The sequence below is a fragment of the Williamsia deligens genome (assembly GCF_024171765.1).
Lineage (GTDB): Bacteria > Actinomycetota > Actinomycetes > Mycobacteriales > Mycobacteriaceae > Williamsia_A > Williamsia_A deligens.
Window position 1 is genome coordinate 1,352,420 of sequence record NZ_JAMTCI010000001.1, and the last position, 19,606, is coordinate 1,372,025.

The following is a 19,606-nucleotide window of genomic DNA, read 5'->3' on the forward strand; positions in this document are numbered from 1 at the left end:
TGCTCATGACGTTCTGCCGTGCGGATCGCGCGGGCGACGACCAGAGCAGTCACGACGGAGAAGCCGACCCACAGCAGACCCGCCGCGGCGGCCACCAGCGCGACAACCGTCACCGCGTCGCCCCTGCCGGCGTCGATCCGCCGACCATCGTCCGCAACCGGACCGGGAGGTGCGGGCGGATCGCGGTCAGGATCGCGTCGACCAGCAGCGGCGCGGCGAGGACCGCCGCCACCGCGACGGCCACCGAGGCGACGACGTCGGTGAGCCAATGGGCTCCGAGGTACAGGCGTGACGCGCCGACTGCGACCGAGACCACCGCCGCCACCGCGACGGCGATGACGCGGGCGCGGCGACGTGCGGTCACGATCACCGCGAGCCCGAGCACGAGAGCGCAGGTCCCGGTGACATGGCCCGACGGGAACGACATCGCCGCCTCGGGTGATCCCACCTGATCCATCTCCGGAGGTCGCAGCCGGTCGACCGCCACCTTGAGCACCTCGGCGAGTGCTCCGGCGATCGCGACGACACCGAGGACACGGGCGCCACGGTCAAGGCGTCGGTCGCGTCGGATCAGCACGACGGCGACGACAACGGCAGCGACGGCCACCCACGTCGGCGAGAACACGTCGCTGAGGGCGGTCGCGAGATGGGTCACCCACGGCGTGCGGTGATCGAGAACCCAACGCAGCGTCGACCTGTCGGCCCCGGCTGCCGGGTCGTGATGCACCGCGATGGCCAGACCGAGCCCGAGGACCGCGGCGACCAGCACGAGGGTGACCGCACCCCGGGCACGAGAAGACATGCGAGCACAGTGCACCAGCACCGCTGAGAGGACGCTGAAGGAGCATGCGTTCCGATCACCGCACCGCGCCTACCCTGCTGACGTGCCCCTTCCGACGCGCCTCGACCTCACGGTCGCACGCGGCAGGATGGCGAGCGTCCGCGTACGCCTCACCGTCGTCGCCACGGTGCTGATGGCGATCGGCCTGGCGGTGGCGGCCGCGATCATGCTGCTGATCCTGCACCGTTCGCTGCTCGACACCGCCGACGGCGCGACCCGCGCCCGCGCCACCGAGATCGCCGCCGCGCTCCGTTCGGCCCCTCCGTCCGACCTCGACCCCACCGTGCTCGCCCCGACGACGGGAATCGATCTCGTCCAGGTCGTCGACGCCGACGGCCGGATCGTCGCATCGTCGCCGGGCGGCCGCGGAGCGCTGAGCGGCCCGTTGGTGGCTGGGCGTTCGGAGACACTCGACGACGCGCGCGTCCCCGGCAGTGACGACGACGCGAAATACCGGGCGACTGCCCGCGCCCTGACCACGCCGACCGGAACCCTGACGGTCGTGGTGGGCGCGGCCGAGGGCCCCATCGATGACGTGGTGCTCACCGTGGCCCTGTTGCTCACCGTGGTGTTCCCCGTCATCCTCGCGCTGCTGGCGGTGGCCACGTACGTCCTGAGTGGCCGCACCCTGGCGCCGGTCGAGCGGATCCGTTCGCAGGTCGCCGATCTCGGTGGGCGGGACCTCGGTCGGCGGATCCCCGTGCCCGCGACCCGCGACGAGATCGCCCGGCTCGCCGACACCATGAACGCGATGCTCGAACGCCTCGACACGGCACAGCGCCGGCAGGTGCAGTTCGTCGGGGACGCCTCCCACGAGCTGCGCAGCCCGCTCGTGACCCTGCTGGGTCTCATGGAACTGGCTGCTGCGCAGGGTGAGTCGATCGACCCCGAGACCGTCTCGACCGTTCTGCTGCCCGAGACGCAACGGCTGCACACCATGATCGACGACCTGCTGCTGTTGGCGCGATCCGACGAACAGGGCCTGTCGCTGCGACGCGACGACGTCGATCTCGACGACGTCGTCGACTTCACCCTCCGACATCTCCGCGCGACAACGGATCTCACCGTCACCGGCGAGGTGACGGCTGTCCGGGTGACCGGGGATCGCGACGCACTCGCTCGCGCCGTCCGGAACATCACCGACAACGCCGTGCGTCACGCGCACTCGACCGTCCGGGTGTCCATGGCGGTCGACTCCCCCGGCGCAGTGTGCATCCACGTCGACGACGACGGCCCGGGCATCCCACCCGAGGATCGGGGACGGGTGGTCGAGCGGTTCGTCCGCCTCGACGACGCCCGTGCCCGCGGTGGCGGTCACGGCAGCGGGCTGGGTTTGGCGATCGTGGGCGAGATCATCGCGGCGCACGGCGGTGAGCTGACCCTCGACGAGTCACCGCTCGGAGGGACCCGCGCGACGCTGTCGGCGCCGACCGCGGATCGACCGACCACGGATCAGTCGACGGCGACCAACCGGTAACCGACACCCCGAACGGTCTCGATGGACGCGCACCCGAACGGCCTGTCGATGCGGCGCCGGAGATACCCGATGTAGACCTCGACGACGTTGTCGTCGCCGTCGAAGTGGTCGTCCCAGACCGCGCGCAGGATCTCGGCCTTGCTGACCACGGCCCCGACGTTGCGCATGAGGAACTCCAGCACCGCGAACTCCCTCGGCGTCGGGGAGAGCGTCGTCCCCCGCCGGGCGACGACGTGTGCCGCGGGATCCAGGGTCAGCGATCCGGCGGTGAGCACCGCCGGACGCTCGGGTGCGCCGCGTCGGACCAGGGCACGCAGACGTGCGACGAGGACCCCGACCGAGACCGGCTTCACCAGATAGTCGTCGGCCCCGAGATCGAACGCGTCGATCTGGTCGAAGTCGCCGTCCTTCGCGGTCAGCATCACCACGGGCGTCCAGACGCCCTCGCGCCGTAGGGCGCGGACCACCTCGTAGCCGTTCTTGCCCGGCATCATGATGTCGAGAACGATCGCCTGGTAGTCGCCGTGCGTCGCGTGGGCGAGGCCGCCGATCCCGTCGTGTGCGAGGTCGACCACCCACCCCTGTGCGACCAACGCCCGCCGCAGCGTCTCGGCGGCATTCCTGTCGTCGTCGACCACGAGAACACGCACGGGTGGCCACCTCCCTCAGGTGTGCCTCACCTGTTTCAGCGAATTCTCAACGAGTCTCTGCTTGCATCACGCGTATGGATTCCATCAACGGGATACCCGCCCACCCGCTCTTCGTCCACCTCGCGGTGGTCGCGATCCCTCTGCTCGCCGTCCTCGGCATCCTCACCGTGGTGTGGCCGGCGGCCCGGCGCAAGCTCGGGATCATCGTCCCGATCGTCGGCCTGGTCGCCGTGGTGATCACGCCGCTGACCACGTCCGCCGGCGAATCGCTGGAGAAGGTCACCCGCCCGAATCCCGTGCTCGAGCGCCACACCGAACTCGGTGACCAGATGATCTACTTCGTCGCACCGCTGTTCGTCGCGGTGGTCCTCTACTGGGCCCTGTCCAGTCCCGTGGTGATGGACCGTCTTCCGTCCGCACCGGCAGGAGCGGTACGCGTGGGGTCCATCGTGCTGGCCGTGGCCACGGTGATCCTGGCCGTCGGCGCGATCATCTGGGTCTATCGCATCGGCGACACCGGCGCGGAGTCCGTCTGGCTCCACTGATCGGCGGCCCCCGGCTCCGACGGACCTGGGACACTGGAGTGCATGGCTGACACGCTCGACGTCGACGGCCGGTCGGTGTCCGTGACGCACCTGGACAAGGTGCTGTATCCGGCGACGGGTACCCGCAAGGCGGAGGTCATCGAGTACTACGACCACGTCGCCTCCCTGATGCTGCCGCACCTGTGGTGGCGTCCGGTCACGCGCAAACGCTGGCCGGACGGGACGGGCTCACAACCCTTCTTCGAGAAGAACCTGCCCCAGGGAACCCCGGACTGGGTGACCCGTCGCGTGATCGAACACAGTGACCGGAGCGCCTCCTACCCGCTGGCCACCTCGCGGGCCGATCTCATCTGGTTCGCCCAGCAGGCGGCACTGGAACTGCACGTCCCGCAGTGGACGTTCCCCGCCGACGACGACGGGCCCCTGCCGAAGGACCAGCGCCGTGCGAACCGTCTCGTGCTCGACCTCGATCCCGGCCCCGGTGTGCCGCTGACCCACACGGCCGAGATCGCGCTGATGGTCCGCGACGTCCTCGCCGGCGCCGGCCTGACCGGGTACCCGGTGACCAGCGGCAGCAAGGGGATCCACGTCTACGCGCCGCTTCCTGCCGCGGTCACCTCGGACAACGCGCGCACCGTCGCCAAGCAGATCGCGACCGCGCTGGCCGCCGAACGGCCGCACGACGTGACGGCGGTGATGTCGAAGGCCGTGCGCGCCGGGAAGGTGTTCATCGACTGGAGTCAGAACAGCAGCGCCAAGACCACGCTCTCGCCGTATTCGTTACGGGGGCGGGACGAGCCGATGGTGGCCGCACCCCGGACCTGGGACGAACTCGAGGACCCCGACCTGGCGCACGTGACGTTGTCCGAGATGCATTCGCGCGTCGAGGATCTCGGTGACCTCCTCGCCGATCTCGATCGCGCGATCCTGTCTCCGGACGCGGATCCGGTGCAGGCGTCGACCGCCGAGCCCGGCGTCGTCGACCTCTCCGAGTACCGCCGCAAACGCGACGAGACCCGCACCCCCGAACCGTTCGGTGACAGCGGGGATCGGGCGGCGACCGACGACACCGACGACGACGCGTCATCGCCCGACGACACCCCGGCAGGCCCCATCTTCGTCATCCAGGAGCACCACGCCCGTCGGCTCCACTACGACTTCCGCCTCGAACGCAACGGGGTGCTCGTGTCGTGGGCGGTTCCCAAGAACCTCCCTGTCGACCCCGGCCAGAACCGCCTCGCGGTGCACACCGAGGACCACCCCATGGACTACGCCGGTTTCGCCGGCGACATCCCTGCGGGGGAGTACGGCGGAGGGCATGTCGAGATCTGGGACCGCGGCACCTTCGAGACCGAGAAGTGGCGCGATGACGAGGTCATCGTCCGGTTGCACGGGGAGCGCATCCAGGGTCGCTACGCGCTGATCAGGACCGGGGACAAGAACTGGCTCGCGCACCTCATGTCCGACGAACCACGGCCGATCGTCCCCGACAGCCTCCGGGACCCGCATCCCATGTTGGCGACCCTTGAGCCGGTCGAATCCCTCGACGCGCAGACCTGGGCGTTCGAGGGCAAGTGGGACGGCTATCGCATCCTCGCGCAGTACACCGACGGGACGCTGCGCCTGCGGAGTCGATCCGGCATCGACATGACCGCCGACTTCCCCGAGTTGGGATCTCTCGCCGACGACCTCGGTCTGCTGGACGTCATCCTCGACGGTGAGGTCGTCGCGATCGACTCGACCGGCCGGAGCAACTTCACGCTGCTGGCCAGCCGCGGCGCGACGGAGGAGCCGTTCGAGATCCGATACCTGGTGTTCGACGTGCTGTTCCTCAACGGGACCTCCTTGCTACGGCGCCCCTGGCACGATCGCCGCGCGGTCCTGGAGGAGATCGCCCCCTTGTTCGCCCGCGACCCCGTCGTCGACGTCCCGCCCGTGCTCGAGGGGTCGGGTGCCGAGGCAATGGCGCACAGCCGCGACCGCAATTGGGAGGGTGTCGTCGCGAAGCGCCGCGACTCGGTCTATCAGCAGGGACGGCGCTCGACGACGTGGCGCAAGCAGAAGAACTGGCAGGACGTGGAGGTCGTCGTCGGCGGGTGGCGCCCCGGCAAGGGGAACCGCTCGTCGACCATCGGATCGCTGCTCGTCGGTCTGCCGGAGGAGACCGGGCTGCGGTATGTCGGCCGCGTGGGGACCGGTCTCACCGACCGCCAACTCGCGGAGCTGACCGCCGAGCTCGCCCCACTGCGTCGCAAGACCTCACCCTTCCTCGACCGTCTCGACCGGCCCATCGAGCGGGACGCGGTCTGGGTCCTCCCGCAGGTGGTCGCGGAGGTCCGTTTCATGGACTGGACGACGGCCGGTCATCTGCGCCACCCCAGTTGGCGGGGCATCCGGCGGGACAAGCTTCCGGGCGATCTGTGACCATGGTCGGCGTGACCGTCGTCGCCCACATCAGTGACCTCCACTTCACCGGCGACCCTGCACGACGCGATCGGATCCGCAGGGTCATCGATCACGTGAACGCCCGGGCGGATGGGATCGACGTGTTGGTCGTGACGGGGGACATCACCGACAGCGGCACGCCCGCGCAGTACGCCGAGGCCGCCGAGACGCTCGGTGCCGCCGCGGTCCCGACCCTGGTCATCCCGGGCAACCACGACAGGCGGGCCGAGTTCTCCCACGCGCTGCTGCGTACCGAACGCACCGACCTGCCGCTCAACCGCTCCGCCGTCATCGGCGACGTGCTGTACCTCATGTGCGACAGCACCATCCCCGGCCGCGACGACGGCTGGATGTCGGACGCGAGCATCGCGTGGATGGAGGGCGAGATCGACGCCGTCGACGCCTCGACCCCCGTCGTCGTGTCCTTCCACCATCCGCCCGCGACGCTGCTGATGCCCTTCATGGACTCGATCCGACAGATCGGCGAGGACCGGGTCGCCGAGATGACGGCGCGTCACCCCAACGTCGTCGGGTTCCTCTGCGGTCACGCGCACACGGGCGCGGTGACGACGTTCGCCGGGCGCCCGCTCGTGATCGCACCCGGGGTCTCGGCCACCTTGAAGCTCTCGTTCGAGGGCGAGGGAATCGTCGACGAGTCGCAGCCAGCGGGACTGACTTTCCACCAACTCGACGGCTTCCGGCTCATCAGCCACTTCCGTTCGGTGGTGTGATCGGTTTCGTCACGCTGCATCGGCGCCTCGATCCGGCGCACGAGATCGGTGTTCGTGTCCGGTGGGTGTGGTGATCAGCGCTTCGTGGGTGCCGTCGCCGCCGATGCAGGTGGTGACCTGCCACCCGGCGGCTTCTTTCTGCCGGTTGTGGGTTCGGCACTCCCCGAGACCGTTCAGTGCGTCTGTCGGTCCGCCGTCGTGGTGGGGGTGGGCGTGGTCGATCTCGGCGATCGGGGCGTCGCAGTACGGGATCCGACACGAGATGTCGCGGCGGGTGATGAAGCGCCGCAACCCTGACGGGAAAATACGAGCGCGGGATTCCATCGCCACCAGGGGCCCGCTGTCGGGGGTGGCGAACAGTCGCCGCAGCGTCACCAGTGCGTCTGCATCCAGGGCGTCGGCGATGATGCCGCGGGCGGTGCCGGCTGGGACGGGTCCGTAGCCCGCGACCTCCGCGGCGGCGTCGGTGCCGCCGACGAGTACGTCCGCCGACACGATGACGTCGACTGCGACGGCCACATCCTCAGCCCTGGCTTTGCCGGTGAGGCGTTCGAGCAGGGTGTCGGCCATGACCTGGGCGTGGGTGCGGTCGTCGTCTCCGACGAGGCCGTCGGCGTGCTGCTTGAGCGCGGCGTAGGCGGCGATGCCTGCGGTCATCGGGAGCAGCGCCGACAGTTGCACCATGGCGTCGGGTTTCGGACGCATCGACACCCGGCGGTCCTTGGGGGCGGATGCGTTGCGGTCGACCACGGCGTGCGGGTCACGCTGATAGGCGATCTGCTTGGCCAGTGCTTCGAGCGCCCGGTCCCCGATACCGTCGAGCGTCGCGGCGTCTGCACACAGGGCGTGGTCGATCGCGGCGCGGTCCTCGAGCTGCAGGTAGCCGGTCTCGCGAACCAGGATGGTGGCCCGCCACTCCGAGAGCGCGCCTTCGCGCAGCCGCGCGAAGGCGTTGGGCATCTCCCCCATCGCCCGGGCGAACCCCAGATGCCGGCGACCGGCGTTCCCCGACACTCGCCGCGCCAGTGCCACTTCCGCCGACAATCCGCGACACCGCCGCTCCAACGGAACACCGCGTTCCGCCTCGGCCGCTGACCGCAACTCCTGCAGTCGTAGCGTCTGTTCCGACTGCACCGCAGCGCAAGTGGCCTTCACCGACTCGGCGAGCGAGATCAGGTCAATGGCCTCCGCCTCGTCACCGGCAGCGGGGAGCGCAGCGAGCACAGCCATCACATCGCGCAGCGCCTCCCGCGCGTCGACGGTGCGGCTGGTCTCCATACGGACATGTGTACACGAGGGGTCTGACAATCCCGTCAGGCGAGAAGCCCTGTGTCACAACCGCCCAACAGACGGTTCCTACCGCCCAACGAACGGTTCCTGGTGCCCAACAGACGGGGCGCTACGCGTCGGCGGTCGTGAGTGCGGACGGAGCGCCTGCCGTCGGCTGCCCGGGGACGGCGCGCTGCGGCGTCATCAGCAGGGCGGCGAGAGCGGCAGCGACAGCGACGGCCGCTGCGGCCCACCATGCGTGCTGAAAAGCGTTGTGAGCGGCCGCGTATCCGATCGGCGCACCGATCGCGGCGACGACCAGGCTGACGCCCAGCACGGTTCCGACCTGACGGAACATGTTGACCGTCGCGCTGCCCGCCGCAGCCTGGGAGTTGGGCAGATCGACCGTGGCCGACGACAGGATCGACGGCAGGGCGAGACCGACGCCGACGCCACCGATCAGCCAGCCCGGCAACATGTCTCCGGCGTAGTCGGCCGTGGGCCCGACCGACAGCGACACGAGGACCGACCCGGTGGCCGCCAGCAGACACCCGACCGCGACGACGACACCGACAGGCACCCTCTGCGCGAGGCGATGTGCGACGGCGGCGAAGACCGGCACCATCAGCGGCCCCGGCGCCACGGCGAACCCGGTCGCGATGGCCGAGTATCCCCAGACCTGTTGCATCCACAGGATGTTGATCAGCAGCGCCGCCGCGAACGGGACGGCGAACAACAACGAGGTCGCGTTGGACCATGCGAAGGCCCGCACCCGGAAGAGCGATGCCGCGAGCAACGGCGAGCGGTGGCGGGCGTTGCTCACCGCGAACACGGCGAGCGCGGCCACCGTGACCACCCAGACAACCGCGGATCGGGTCGACGTCCATCCCCAGTCCGGCCCCTCGACCAGGGCCAGCGTCAGACCGCCGATGCCGACGACCACCGCGACCGCGCCGAGCACGTCGGGGAACGGGGTCGCGACCTCCTCCCGCGACGACGGGACGACGAGCGCCGCCCCCACCATCGCGGCGATCCCGATCGGGACGTTGACGAGGAACACCCAGCGCCAGTCCAGCGTGACCAGCAGACCGCCGGCGACGGGACCGAACGCCGCGGCCAGGGCACCCGTCGCCGCCCAGATCCGCACCGACCGTTCGCGGTGTTCAGGCCGCGCGGCGGCGACGACCAGGCCCAGACTCGCCGGGGTGAGGATCGCGGCGCCGAGGGCCTGCACCACCCGGAAGGCCACCAGCCACCAGACGCCGGGACTGAGTGCACAGGCCACCGAGGCGGCCGTGAACACGCCGAGTCCGAGGAGGAACCCCCCTTTGCGTCCGAACCGGTCGTTCAGTCGACCCGCGGGGATCAGGAAGGCGGCGAACACGATCGCGTAGGCGTTGAGCACCCACGACAGCGTCGTGAGATCTGTTCCGCCGAAGTCCTTCCCGATCGCGTCGAAGGCGACGTTGACGATGAACACGTCCAGACTGGCCATGAAGGCCGCCAGGCAGAGAACCGCGAGAGCGATCGGTTCCCTGCGGCCGCCCAGACTTGTGTTTGCCATAGTCAGGAACTACAGACCCTGGCCGTGGTTTTGTCAAGCTAGACTCGGACCATGACCGTCGAACCCATGAGCTCAGGAACCGTGGCCTCAGGACACGACGCCGATGCCGACGGCGCAGTCCTCGCCCCGACGGGACCGCTGGCCCACCGGTCGGCCTGGAGGGCCGACGCATGCCCCGCGGCGGCCACGCTCGGGGTCGTCGGCACCCGGTCGGCGCTGCTCATCATGCGTGAGGCCCTCTATGGCACAACACGGTTCGACGACTTCGTCGAGCGGGTCGGCATCACCGACGCCGTCGCGTCGGCGCGACTGAAGGAACTGACCGCCGCGGGACTGCTGCACAAGGTCCCCTACCGCGAGCCCGGGCGGCGTACCCGCCACGAGTACCGTCCGACGCCGGCCGGGACGGATTTCGCGCCCGTCATCCTCGCCCTCTACGACTGGGGTGCGAAACACCTCACCTCCGACGGGCGCGCTCCGCTGGACTTCCGGCACGTCGGGTGCGAGGCCCCCGTCCATGTCGACGTCGTCTGCGACGAGGGCCACCGCGTATCGATCGACGAGGTCCACGTGGTGCGGCCGCGTCGCTGAGTCCCGGGGGGCCTACACCGCTCCGTCGGCGACCGCGTCCAGGAACGCGCGGTAGTCGGCATCGACCCGGTCGGCATAGTCCACCGACCACCGCGCGACCGCGGACTGGGCAGAGTCGTTCTTGCCGAGGTAGCCCGCGATCTGCCCGAACGCGGGACTCTGACTGTGCGCGCGGGCGAGCGACCGCGCGCACAGCTGGCCGTAGCGCCGCAGCTCCTTCGCCGACAGGTCGGAGGCGTCGATGGACCCCTTCATGTCCCGGAACTGCCGCCAGTAGAACGCACCCTCCGGTGACGCCGTCCACCCCAGGAACGGATCCGAGTTCGCCTGCAACACATGTGCGCTCGCGACCACCCGTACCGCATCCCGCGCAGCGACCGGGGTGCCCTCGGTCTCGGGGATCACGTCGACAAGACCCCCGTTGGTCTCCAGCACCGACGGCGCCGCCTGCTTGAGCTGCAGGACCATGGGCTCACCCGACGGCCCCTCGAGCAGCACGATGAGCGCGATGTTCCCGACCGATCCCACTCCGACCACCCGGCGGGCGACGTCGACGATCTCGAACTGCGACAGCAGCAGCGCGACGTCGGTCCGCAACGATCCGAGGTAGTGGGCGAAGATCTCGTCGACCCGCTGTCCTGCCAGTTCGACGGTGGCCGGCTCCTGCGCCGAGAGCGGCACGACGATCGGCGGATCCGGGACGATGCGGCGACGACCGTCCGGTCCGACCTCGGTCATCCTGTCGACGATGGTCGCCGCGGTCCGCCGCCGCGCCTTCGCCAACGCCTCCTCGATCACCTCCGCGACGGCGCCCGGTCCCGAGTCGGCGAGTTCCTCGGCGTCGACGGAGGTGTAGTACCGCTCCAGCACCGACTCGCCGGCGGCCCGCCGGATCGCCCGCCGATACGCCTCGCCGACCTGCTCGCCGAGGTCGCGTTGCTCGTCACGATCAGCGCCGTCAGCGCGAGCACACACCACCGCACTGGTCACCAGACGCTTGAGGTCCCATTCCCACGGGCCCACACCGGATTCGTCGAAGTCGTTCAGGTCGAACAGGATCCGACGCTCGGGGCTCGCGTACAGGCCGAAGTTCCCGATGTGCGCGTCGCCGCTGATGACGACGTCGACGCCAGTGACGGGCGTCGCGGCCAGGTCGGTGGCCATGATGTCGGCGGTCGCCCGGAAGAACGTGAACGGCGACTCGCTCATCCGGGCCAGGCGCAGCGGGATCAGTTCCGGGATCCGGCCCTCGTGCTGGCGACGCACCAGGTCGACGACATCGCGTTGCGCAGCCGACGGCTCGGCGAGCGCAGACCGGGGGACGTCGTCGCGGCGGGCCTTGCCCATCGCGACGGCCTCGTCGTGGACATGGCGTTCGAGGAACCGGTGGAACGGCACGCGCAGATGGTAGCGATGCGGACGCCGCCTGGCCGCCCCGTGTCGGTGGCCGCGGTCTACCGTCACCCCATGCCCAGTCGGCTCGCCGTCATCGCCATCGACTGTCACGACTCGCGGACGCTGTCCGATTTCTGGTGTTCGGCACTGGGGTGGGCCGTTCGCGACATCGACGGCCCCGACATCGGCATCGGCCCCGACGACCCCGATCTCCCCGGTATCGACCTGCTGACGGTGCCCGAGGCGAAGACGGTCAAGAACCGACTGCACCTCGATCTCCGCGCCGACGAGACCACCACAGCCGCCGACGAGGTCCGACGGCTCCTGTCCCTCGGCGCCCGCCACGTCGACGTCGGCCAGCCCGCCGACGCCCGCTGGGTGACCCTCGTCGACCCGGAGGGCAATGAGTTCTGCGTCCTGGGTGTGAGCCGCCGGGAGGTCGGGTGACCACCACAGGGGTCGCGGACTGGCTCCGCACCGGACGGTCCGCGCTGGTGCCGCTCGCCGTCGTCATCGGTCTCGGCACCGGGCTGGGCGCCGTCGGTTTTCGCTACCTCATCGAGGCGATCACCTGGCTGTTCACCGGGACGTTCGACTTCTCCGACGCCGGACGCATCGGGAGTCCGCACTTCCCGGGGCTCGGCATCTGGTTCCTGCTGATCGCACCGGTGATCGCCGGCGCGCTCTACGGCCCGCTCGTCTACCGGTTCGCGCCGGAGGCCAAGGGCCACGGCGTTCCCGAGGTCATGTTCGCCGTCGCCGAGCGCGGCGGGCGCATCGCGCCGCGGGTCGCGATCGTCAAGGCAGTCGCCTCCGCGCTGTGCATCGGCGGTGGCGGGTCGGTCGGTCGGGAGGGTCCGATCGTGCAGATCGGATCGGCGCTGGGGTCGACCCTCGGGCAGTGGACGCGACTCGACGCCGAACGCCTCAAGGTGATGGTGGCGTGCGGTGCGGCGGCGGGGATCTCCGCGACGTTCAACGCGCCGCTGGCCGGCCCGTTCTTCGCCCTCGAGCTCATCCTGCGGACCTTCGCGGCCGAGTCCTTCGGCGCGGTCGTCCTGGCCAGCGTGACGGCGAGCATCGTGGCCCGCGCGATCCTCGGGGACGAGACGTTCCTGCAACTCCCCCACTTCACCGTCGACCACCCGGCCGAGTACCTCCTCTACATCGCGCTGGGCCTCATCGTCGGCGTTCTGGGCGTGTCCTTCTCGCGTGTGCTCTACCTGATCGAGGACCTCTGCGACTGGGCGTGGCGCTGGCCGGAGTGGGCGCGCCCGATCGTGGGAGGTGTCCTGCTCGGTGGCCTGCTGCTCGGGGTGCCCCAGATGTACGGCGTCGGGTACCCGATCCTGCAGAAGGCCGTCGAAGGCCATTACGTCGTCGCCGCCCTCGTCGGCCTGCTGCTCGCGAAGATGCTCGCCACCAGCCTGACCATCGGCATCGGCGGCTCGGGTGGGGTGTTCGCACCGACGCTGTTCGTGGGCGCCATGGCGGGCAGCGCATTCGGCATCGTCGGACACGACGTGGCGCCCGGGATCGTCGGCAACGCGGGCGCCTACGGTCTCGTCGCGATGGCCGCCGCCCTCGCCGGCGCCACCCGGGCGCCGGTCACCTCGGTCGTCATCATCTTCGAGCTCACCGGCGAGTACGGGATCATCCTCCCGCTGATGCTCGCCGTCGCGATGGCCGCCGGTGTGTCCCGGCTCATCTCCGAGGACACCATCTACACGCGAAAGCTGTTGCGGCGTGGCATCGACATCGACCGCGCGCCCGAGCGCGACCTGTTCACCGGCGTGACGGTGGCCGACGCCGCGACAGCTCCACCCGAGTCGATCGCCTCGTCGACCTCCCTCGAGGACGCGGCAGACGCTCTGGCCGGGGCCGAGCACGCGATGCTCCCGGTGATCGACGCCCACGACGGTCGATACATCGGATGCGTCACCGCGCAGGGCGTCGCCGAGGCCCTACGGATCCCGCACGCTCGCGCGGTCACCGTCGAACAGGTCACCGCACTGCCGGACCCGGTCACCGCCGACGACCCCGTCGACACCGCACTCGACGCCCTCGCCTCCCACGGGACCACCGGGCTCCCGGTCCTCGACGCCGACCACTCACGCGTCGTCGGCTGGATCACCCACGCCGACGTGCTGGGTGCTCTGCGCCGATAGGCGACGGTCCGCCGCCCGGTCTGGTACAGCTGTACGGGCCACCCCTCGGACACAGGAGACCCATGCGCAGCTGGACCCGACCCCTGACCGCCCTCGTCGCGACGGCCTGCGCCGCAGCCGGACTCGTCGCCGGCGTCTCGTCGGCATCGGCCATCCCCGCCCGTCCGGATCTGGTGGTGTCGTTGCCGGAGCTGGGTCCGCGGAACTACCCGCCGCAGGTGCCGTTCGTCGTGCGGATCGCCAACCGCGGCGCCGCCACCGCCACGAACATCGCGGTGTCGGTGTCCGGCATCCCGCCGACCGCGAGCGACGGCTTCACCATCGAGTCGATCCGACCCGGGCAGACGTTCACCGTCCACACCCGCAGCCTGCTCGGACGCTTCTACATCGGACAGTCGACCGTCACCGCACGGGAGGTCGAGCGCGACGCGAACCCGGCGAACAACTCCATCACCGGATTCCGCTTCCTCGTCGGCTGAGACGAGAACAGACGAGGCGATCCCTCCCGCTGAGCGGAAGGGATCGCCTCGACTGTGTGAGCGGGTGACTCAGAGCGCCTTGAGTTCCTCGATGACCTCGCCGACCGACTTCTTGGCGTCGCCGAAGAGCATCGACGTGCCGGAGGCGCCGAACAGCGGGTTGTCGATGCCGGCGTAGCCCGACGACATCGACCGCTTGAGCACGATCACCGACCGCGCCTCGTCGACGTTCAGGATCGGCATGCCGTGGATGGGCGAACTCGGGTCGTTGCGGGCCGCGGGGTTGGTGACGTCGTTGGCGCCGATGACGATGGCGACGTCGGTGCGGCTGAACTCGCCGTTGATGTCGTCCATCTCCTTCATGGCGTCGTACTCGACGTCGGCCTCGGCCAGCAGCACGTTCATGTGCCCGGGCATGCGACCCGCGACCGGGTGGATCGCGTACTTGACCTCGACGCCCTTGCCCTCGAGCAGGGTCGCCATCTCCTTCACCGCGTGCTGCGCCTGCGCGACCGCCAGCCCGTAGCCGGGAACCACGATCACCTGGTTGGCGTAGGCCATCTGGATGGCCGCATCGGCCGCGGACGTCGCCTTGACGGTGCCGCCCTCACCCGCGGGCCCGGCCGCGGCGGTCGCGCCGCCACCGAACGAGCCGAACACGATGGCGGGGATCGAGCGGTTCATGGCCTTGGCCATGAGGTTGGTGAGGATCGACCCCGAGGCGCCGACGATCATGCCGGCGACGATCAGGGCGGTGTTGTCCAGCGCGATACCCGCTGCAGCGGCGGACAACCCGGTCATGGCGTTCAGCAGCGAGATCACGACGGGCATGTCGGCGCCACCGATGGGCAGCACCACGAACAGTCCCATCACGCCGGCCGCGATCAGCAGGCCGACGATCCACCAGACGCTGGCGCCGCCACCGCTGGTGGCCTGAACGCCGAGGAAGATCGCGATGCCGATCGACAGGGCGAGCAGGACCATGTTCGCGAGCTGGAACAGCTTGGCGTTGCCGACGAAGACCTTCTCGATGCCCTTGGGCAGGACCTCCTGCAGCTTTGAGAACGCGATCAGCGAGCCCCAGAACGAGATCGAGCCGATGATCGCCGCGATGAGCGACCCGACGACGAGCGGCGAGGCCGGCTGCTTGTCGCCGAACTCGGAGAAGCCCGACGTCTCGATGAACTCCGACCACGCGATCAGGGCGACCGTGCCGCCGCCGACGCCGTTGAACAGCGCGACCAGCTGCGGCATCGCCGTCATCTTGGTCTTGAGCGCGGGCGGGATGCCCAGCGCGACACCGAGGACCAGGCCGACGGCGATGAGGATCCAGTTGATGGTCGGGACCTCGACACGGCCGATCCCGCCGTCGCCGCGCGCGCCCTCGTTCCAGACGTAGAGCAGGGTGGCCGCGACCGCGATGCCCATGCCGACGGCGGCGATCCAGTTGCCGCGCACAGCGGTCTTCGGACCGGTCAGTCCCGAGAGGCCGTAGATGAACAGGCCGAACGCGAGGATGTACAGCGCGGTGACGCCGTAGGACACGCCCTGGTTCGGCGCATGGCTGCTGACGAATGCGAGATCGACGGTCACTTGCCGACCTCCTTCTTGCCCTTGAACATCCCGAGCATGCGGTCGGTGACGGCGAAGCCGCCGATGACGTTCAGGGTGCCGAACACCAGCGCGACGAACGCGATGATGCGCACGCCCCAGTTGGCGTCGGCGGGCAGCGCACCGAGGACCACGAGCGCGCCGAGCACGACGATGCCGTGGATGGCGTTGGTGCCCGACATCAGCGGCGTGTGCAGGGTGTTGGGCACCTTGGAGATGACGGCGAAGCCCACGAACCCGGCCAGGACCAGGATCGCGAGGTTCGCGAGTAGACCGGTGTACATCAGGCGTCCGCCTCTCGGGTCACGCACGACTTCGCCAGCACCTCGTCGGAGAAATCCGGTGCGATGGCGCCGTTCTCGTCGAGCATCAGCTCGATGAGGGCGAGGAGATTCTTGGAGTAGAGCTCGCTGGCGTGCTCGGGCATGCCGGCGGGGAGGTTGAGCGGCGAGCAGATGGTGACGTCGTGCTTGACGACGTCCTGCCCGGGCTCGGTGAGTTCGCAGTTGCCGCCGGTCTCGCCGGCGAGGTCGACGATGACGCTGCCGGGCTTCATGCCCTCGACGGCGGCGGCGGTCACCAGTCGCGGAGCGGGACGCCCCGGGACCAGCGCGGTCGTGATGACCACGTCGAATCCCTTGATCGCGTCCTCGAGTGCCTTCTGCTGCTGCGCGCGCTCGTCCTCGGTGAGCTCGCGGGCGTAGCCGCCCTCACCGGCGGCGTCGATGCCGAGGTCCAGCCACTGCGCACCGACCGACTTCACCTGCTCGGCGACCTCGGGACGCACGTCGTATCCGGTGGTGCGGGCGCCGAGACGCTTGGCGGTGGCCAGCGCCTGCAGCCCCGCGACGCCGACACCGAGGATCAGTGCGGTCGCGGGCTTCACCGTGCCTGCGGCGGTGGTCAGCATCGGGAAGTAGCGCGTGGACTTCTCCGCCGCGAGGATCACGGCCTTGTAGCCGGACACGTTGCCCTGCGAGCTGAGCGCGTCCATCGCCTGGGCGCGCGAGATGCGCGGGATGGCCTCCACCGCGAACGCCTGCACACCGGCGGACTTCAGCGCACCGATCTGGTTCTCCTGGTTGCGCGGGGCCAGGAACCCGATGAGCGTCTGCCCCGAGTGGAGCTTGCCCACCTCGTCGTCCGTGGGGGCCACGACCTTCACCACCACGTCGGCCGACCACGCGTCACCGATGGTGGCGCCGGCCTCGGAGTAGAGCTGATCGGGGATGAGCGCCTGCTCCCCCGCACCGGACTCGACGATGACGTCGACTCCCTTGTTGACCAACGTCGCGACGACCTTGGGTACGAGCGCGACTCTGCGCTCTCCCTCGGCCACCTCCCGCACGACACCGACACTCATGGACACACCTGTTTCTCACATACCGCGGACGCGATGGACACACCCGTTCGACACGTCGGGGGTCCCCCGAGCCGACGGGATCAGTGCGTACGGCCGCGATCGGCGGCCGAGGTTGCAAGGAACATAGCATGATGCAGAACACTGTTCGTGCACTAACAGTTCGCGTACGATCCATATATGCCCACGACAACTGCGCAGGACGACGATCTCCTCGCCCTGGACCGCCAACTCTGTTTCGCGTTGGCCGTCACCAACAGGACGGTCCTGACCGTCTACCGCCCCCTGCTCGAACCCCTCGGCCTGACGCACCCGCAGTACCTGGTGATGTTGGCGCTGTGGGAGCAGTCGCCGCGGTCGGTGCGATCGATCGGCGAGGCACTGGTCCTCGACTCGCCCACCATGTCGCCTCTCCTGAAGCGGCTCGAGGCGATGGGGCTGGTCACGCGCCGGCGGTCCGACGTCGACGAGCGCAGGCTCGACGTCGCGCTCACCGATGCCGGACTGGCGCTGCGTGAGGAGGCGAAGGCGATCCCGCCCGCGGTCATCGACCGCCTCGGCGTCTCGATCGCCGAGCTCGAACGACTGCGCGACGTGCTCTGGGGCCTCAACCGTGCAGCGACGGCCGGAGCCCCCGAATGAGCGCGCGCAGGCGGCCGAACCCCGTGCAGTGGGTCGGCTACGCCTTCGGCCGTCGACTGCCCGACAGCATGCAGGACTGGGTGCGCGAGGACCTGACCGGTCGCAACTCCTACGTCCGCCACCTGGTGCGCGGCATGGTGCCGTTCGTCCCGATCTTCGTGGTGTTCATGCTCTTCCCCGGCCCGTGGTGGCTACGGGCGCAGATGGTCGCGCTCGGCCTGGTCCTGGGACTCATCTACTCCGCGGCGTACATGAAGCAGAACCGCGCCCACCGACTCGACAAGCACGGCCTCGACCCCGACCTGAAGCCCGCACGGCAGCAGGCGCAGGACGATCGGGCGCGCACCGAGTACGAGAGGCTCTACCGGTCGGGTCCGCAGTCCTGACGCAGGTCGCGTCAGATGGTGACGGCGGCGAGCACCTCGCCCGTGGGTTGCGGTGATCCGCCCTCGGGCTCCTCGGTCATCCCGATCGTGCGGGAGTCGGCGAGACCGGTGATGACCACCGGCGCCTGTGCGCTGACCTCCGTGACGAGACCGGCCGACCGCGGCGAGTGGGCGTTGCCGATCAGCCACAGCTGGTAGGCGCGTTCGGTCGGCGGCTGCTGGGCGCCCTCGAGGAGCACCACGGCGGTGTCGGCGCTGCGGGACGACGCGACGACCACGGTCCCCGGCATGCCCGTCATCTGGGTGCGGTGCACCTCGGCGTCGGGGCGGCTCATGACCGACTGCAGCTGTGCCATCTGGTCGGACTGTGCGATCGACGGTGGAGGGTTGTCGGAGGTGACCGTCGAACGCCCGATCAGGACCCCACCCACCACGAGGATGAGCGCGGCGGCGGCCGACGACATCGCCACGGCGATGCGGCGACGTCGCGAGCGTCGGGCGGCGAGCTCGTCGACGACGACCGGGGCCGCGCCGGATCCGGTGGCAGCAGGTCGGGGGTCGGAGCCGACACGGGCGTCGAGCGACGACAGGACACCGGCGCGGACCTCGGCCCGCGGTGCGAACTCGTACTCCGCAGCCCAGCGTGCGACCGCCTCGCGGGTCCCGCGGATCTCGGCGACGGCGCGCCGCCGGTGGATCGCGTCGACGACCGCCAACGACTCCTCGAACGCGCGCATCTCGTCGGCCGGGAGCGCGTCGATCGCGTAGAGCTCCAGCAGGTCGTCGACCATCCGCCCCGCGTCCTCGCGTGCGGTCTCGTCAGACATCATCGGAGGAGTCCAGACAGTTCTTGAGACGTTTCAACCCGTCGCGGATGCGTGACTTCACCGTGGGCAGAGCCGCATCGAGCCGCTCGGCCACCTGCGGGTAGCTGAGACCGCCGTAGTACGACAGCTCGATGCTCTCCCGCTGCGTGTCGGTGAGAGTCCCCAGGCACAACATCACCGCGCGCCTGTCCTCCCTCGTGATCACCGAGTCGACCACCTGATCGGTCTCGATCGTCGCGGTCGAGACCGAGTACTCGACCCCACGCCTCGTCGACGCCTCCTCCGACCGCACCCGGTCGACGGCTCGTCGGTGACCGATGGTCAACATCCACGAGACGACCGACCCCATGTCGGAGCGGTACTTGCCGGCGTTCTGCCAGACCTGCAGGTAGACCTCCTGCAACGTCTCCTCGGCGTAGCCCGGGTCGCGCAACACGCGCTTGATCAGACCGAAGACGCGGGAGCTGGTGGCGTCGTACAGGGCCGCGAACGCCGCACGATCCCCCTCGGCCACTCGTTCCACCAGGGCGACGAGGCCCGCGGGATCCGGTGGTCCAGCTGCTGGTGTCGCGGCCTCCGGTGTGGTCTCCGGCGGCGACTGCGCTGCGGGACGGTCGATCACAGA

The 19,606-nt window shown here is 69.8% G+C and carries 20 protein-coding genes; 10 read left to right on the plus strand and 10 right to left on the minus strand.

Going from position 1 to position 19,606, the window contains the following annotated elements; translation table 11 throughout:
• Positions 1-109: 109 nt before the first annotated feature.
• The gene (locus LX14_RS06535) at positions 110-802 is read right to left on the minus strand and encodes a phosphatase PAP2 family protein (RefSeq protein WP_253646429.1); all 693 of its coding nucleotides are present in this window, start codon (positions 800-802) and stop codon (positions 110-112) included.
• Between the two features lie 82 nt (positions 803-884).
• Here LX14_RS06535 and LX14_RS06540 point away from each other — a divergent pair, with 82 nt between their 5' ends.
• Positions 885-2,318, plus strand: a complete 1,434-nt coding sequence (locus LX14_RS06540) for an ATP-binding protein (RefSeq protein ID WP_253646430.1) — start codon at positions 885-887, stop codon at positions 2,316-2,318.
• Here the strand turns inward: LX14_RS06540 and LX14_RS06545 are convergent.
• Entirely contained in the window at positions 2,294-2,968 is a 675-nt protein-coding gene (locus LX14_RS06545; RefSeq protein WP_253646431.1) for a response regulator transcription factor, read from the minus strand. The two genes, LX14_RS06540 and LX14_RS06545, sit on opposite strands and share 25 nt — an antisense overlap.
• Before the next feature lie 74 nt (positions 2,969-3,042).
• Between LX14_RS06545 and LX14_RS06550 the strand changes: the two genes are divergently transcribed.
• The 3 genes from LX14_RS06550 to LX14_RS06560 are packed head-to-tail and all read left to right on the plus strand — an operon-like array spanning position 3,043 to position 6,689.
• Complete coding sequence (locus LX14_RS06550) at positions 3,043-3,513, plus strand: DUF2231 domain-containing protein (RefSeq protein ID WP_253646432.1); 471 nt, start codon at positions 3,043-3,045, stop codon at positions 3,511-3,513.
• 42 nt (positions 3,514-3,555) lie between these two features.
• Positions 3,556-5,937, plus strand: a complete 2,382-nt coding sequence (locus LX14_RS06555; protein ID WP_253646433.1) for an ATP-dependent DNA ligase — start codon at positions 3,556-3,558, stop codon at positions 5,935-5,937.
• A gap of 11 nt (positions 5,938-5,948) precedes the next feature.
• Positions 5,949-6,689, plus strand: a complete 741-nt coding sequence (locus tag LX14_RS06560) for a metallophosphoesterase (protein ID WP_253646434.1) — start codon at positions 5,949-5,951, stop codon at positions 6,687-6,689.
• 9 nt (positions 6,690-6,698) lie between these two features.
• On the opposite strand, the gene LX14_RS06565 is transcribed toward LX14_RS06560, so the two are convergent.
• Positions 6,699-7,967 (minus strand): HNH endonuclease signature motif containing protein, encoded by a 1,269-nt coding sequence (locus LX14_RS06565; protein ID WP_253646435.1) that lies wholly within the window; start codon positions 7,965-7,967, stop codon positions 6,699-6,701.
• Between the two features lie 121 nt (positions 7,968-8,088).
• Positions 8,089-9,522, minus strand: a complete 1,434-nt coding sequence (locus LX14_RS06570) for an MFS transporter (RefSeq protein ID WP_253646436.1) — start codon at positions 9,520-9,522, stop codon at positions 8,089-8,091.
• A gap of 66 nt (positions 9,523-9,588) precedes the next feature.
• On the opposite strand from LX14_RS06570, the gene LX14_RS06575 reads away from it, so the two are divergent.
• Positions 9,589-10,113: a winged helix-turn-helix transcriptional regulator gene (locus LX14_RS06575; protein ID WP_253646437.1), complete on the plus strand. Its 525-nt coding sequence runs from the start codon at positions 9,589-9,591 to the stop codon at positions 10,111-10,113.
• 12 nt (positions 10,114-10,125) lie between these two features.
• Here the strand turns inward: LX14_RS06575 and LX14_RS06580 are convergent, their stop codons facing one another.
• On the minus strand, positions 10,126-11,511 hold the full coding sequence (locus tag LX14_RS06580; RefSeq protein WP_253646438.1) for a DUF2252 domain-containing protein: 1,386 nt from the start codon (positions 11,509-11,511) through the stop codon (positions 10,126-10,128).
• A 69-nt stretch (positions 11,512-11,580) separates the two neighbouring features.
• On the opposite strand from LX14_RS06580, the gene LX14_RS06585 reads away from it, so the two are divergent.
• The 3 genes from LX14_RS06585 to LX14_RS06595 all read left to right on the plus strand — a co-directional run bounded on the left by LX14_RS06585 (position 11,581) and on the right by LX14_RS06595 (position 14,155).
• Positions 11,581-11,955 (plus strand): VOC family protein, encoded by a 375-nt coding sequence (locus LX14_RS06585; RefSeq protein ID WP_253646439.1) that lies wholly within the window; start codon positions 11,581-11,583, stop codon positions 11,953-11,955.
• Positions 11,952-13,676 (plus strand): chloride channel protein, encoded by a 1,725-nt coding sequence (locus LX14_RS06590; RefSeq protein WP_253646440.1) that lies wholly within the window; start codon positions 11,952-11,954, stop codon positions 13,674-13,676. The genes LX14_RS06585 and LX14_RS06590 overlap by 4 nt, the downstream gene beginning before the upstream one ends.
• 62 nt (positions 13,677-13,738) lie before the next feature.
• Positions 13,739-14,155 (plus strand): hypothetical protein, encoded by a 417-nt coding sequence (locus tag LX14_RS06595; protein WP_253646441.1) that lies wholly within the window; start codon positions 13,739-13,741, stop codon positions 14,153-14,155.
• Between the two features lie 69 nt (positions 14,156-14,224).
• Here LX14_RS06595 and LX14_RS06600 read toward each other — a convergent pair whose 3' ends face one another.
• The 3 genes from LX14_RS06600 to LX14_RS06610 are packed head-to-tail and all read right to left on the minus strand — an operon-like array spanning position 14,225 to position 17,129.
• Entirely contained in the window at positions 14,225-15,748 is a 1,524-nt protein-coding gene (locus LX14_RS06600) for an NAD(P)(+) transhydrogenase (Re/Si-specific) subunit beta (RefSeq protein ID WP_253646442.1), read from the minus strand.
• Positions 15,745-16,050: an NAD(P) transhydrogenase subunit alpha part 2 gene (locus LX14_RS06605; RefSeq protein WP_253646443.1), complete on the minus strand. Its 306-nt coding sequence runs from the start codon at positions 16,048-16,050 to the stop codon at positions 15,745-15,747. The genes LX14_RS06600 and LX14_RS06605 overlap by 4 nt, the downstream gene beginning before the upstream one ends.
• Positions 16,050-17,129 (minus strand): Re/Si-specific NAD(P)(+) transhydrogenase subunit alpha, encoded by a 1,080-nt coding sequence (locus LX14_RS06610; RefSeq protein WP_253646444.1) that lies wholly within the window; start codon positions 17,127-17,129, stop codon positions 16,050-16,052. Before LX14_RS06610 ends, LX14_RS06605 begins: the two co-directional genes overlap by 1 nt.
• Positions 17,130-17,306: 177 nt before the next feature.
• Here LX14_RS06610 and LX14_RS06615 point away from each other — a divergent pair, with 177 nt between their 5' ends.
• Together LX14_RS06615 and LX14_RS06620 are read left to right on the plus strand one after the other, a co-directional pair.
• Positions 17,307-17,768, plus strand: coding sequence for a MarR family winged helix-turn-helix transcriptional regulator (locus LX14_RS06615; RefSeq protein WP_253646445.1), 462 nt, complete (start codon positions 17,307-17,309; stop codon positions 17,766-17,768).
• Positions 17,765-18,154 (plus strand): DUF5313 family protein, encoded by a 390-nt coding sequence (locus LX14_RS06620; protein WP_253646446.1) that lies wholly within the window; start codon positions 17,765-17,767, stop codon positions 18,152-18,154. Before LX14_RS06615 ends, LX14_RS06620 begins: the two co-directional genes overlap by 4 nt.
• Before the next feature lie 11 nt (positions 18,155-18,165).
• Here LX14_RS06620 and LX14_RS06625 read toward each other — a convergent pair whose 3' ends face one another.
• On the minus strand, positions 18,166-18,984 hold the full coding sequence (locus tag LX14_RS06625; protein ID WP_253646447.1) for an anti-sigma factor: 819 nt from the start codon (positions 18,982-18,984) through the stop codon (positions 18,166-18,168).
• Complete coding sequence (gene sigK / locus LX14_RS06630) at positions 18,974-19,603, minus strand: ECF RNA polymerase sigma factor SigK (RefSeq protein WP_308214077.1); 630 nt, start codon at positions 19,601-19,603, stop codon at positions 18,974-18,976. Before sigK ends, LX14_RS06625 begins: the two co-directional genes overlap by 11 nt.
• Positions 19,604-19,606: the final 3 nt, after the last annotated feature.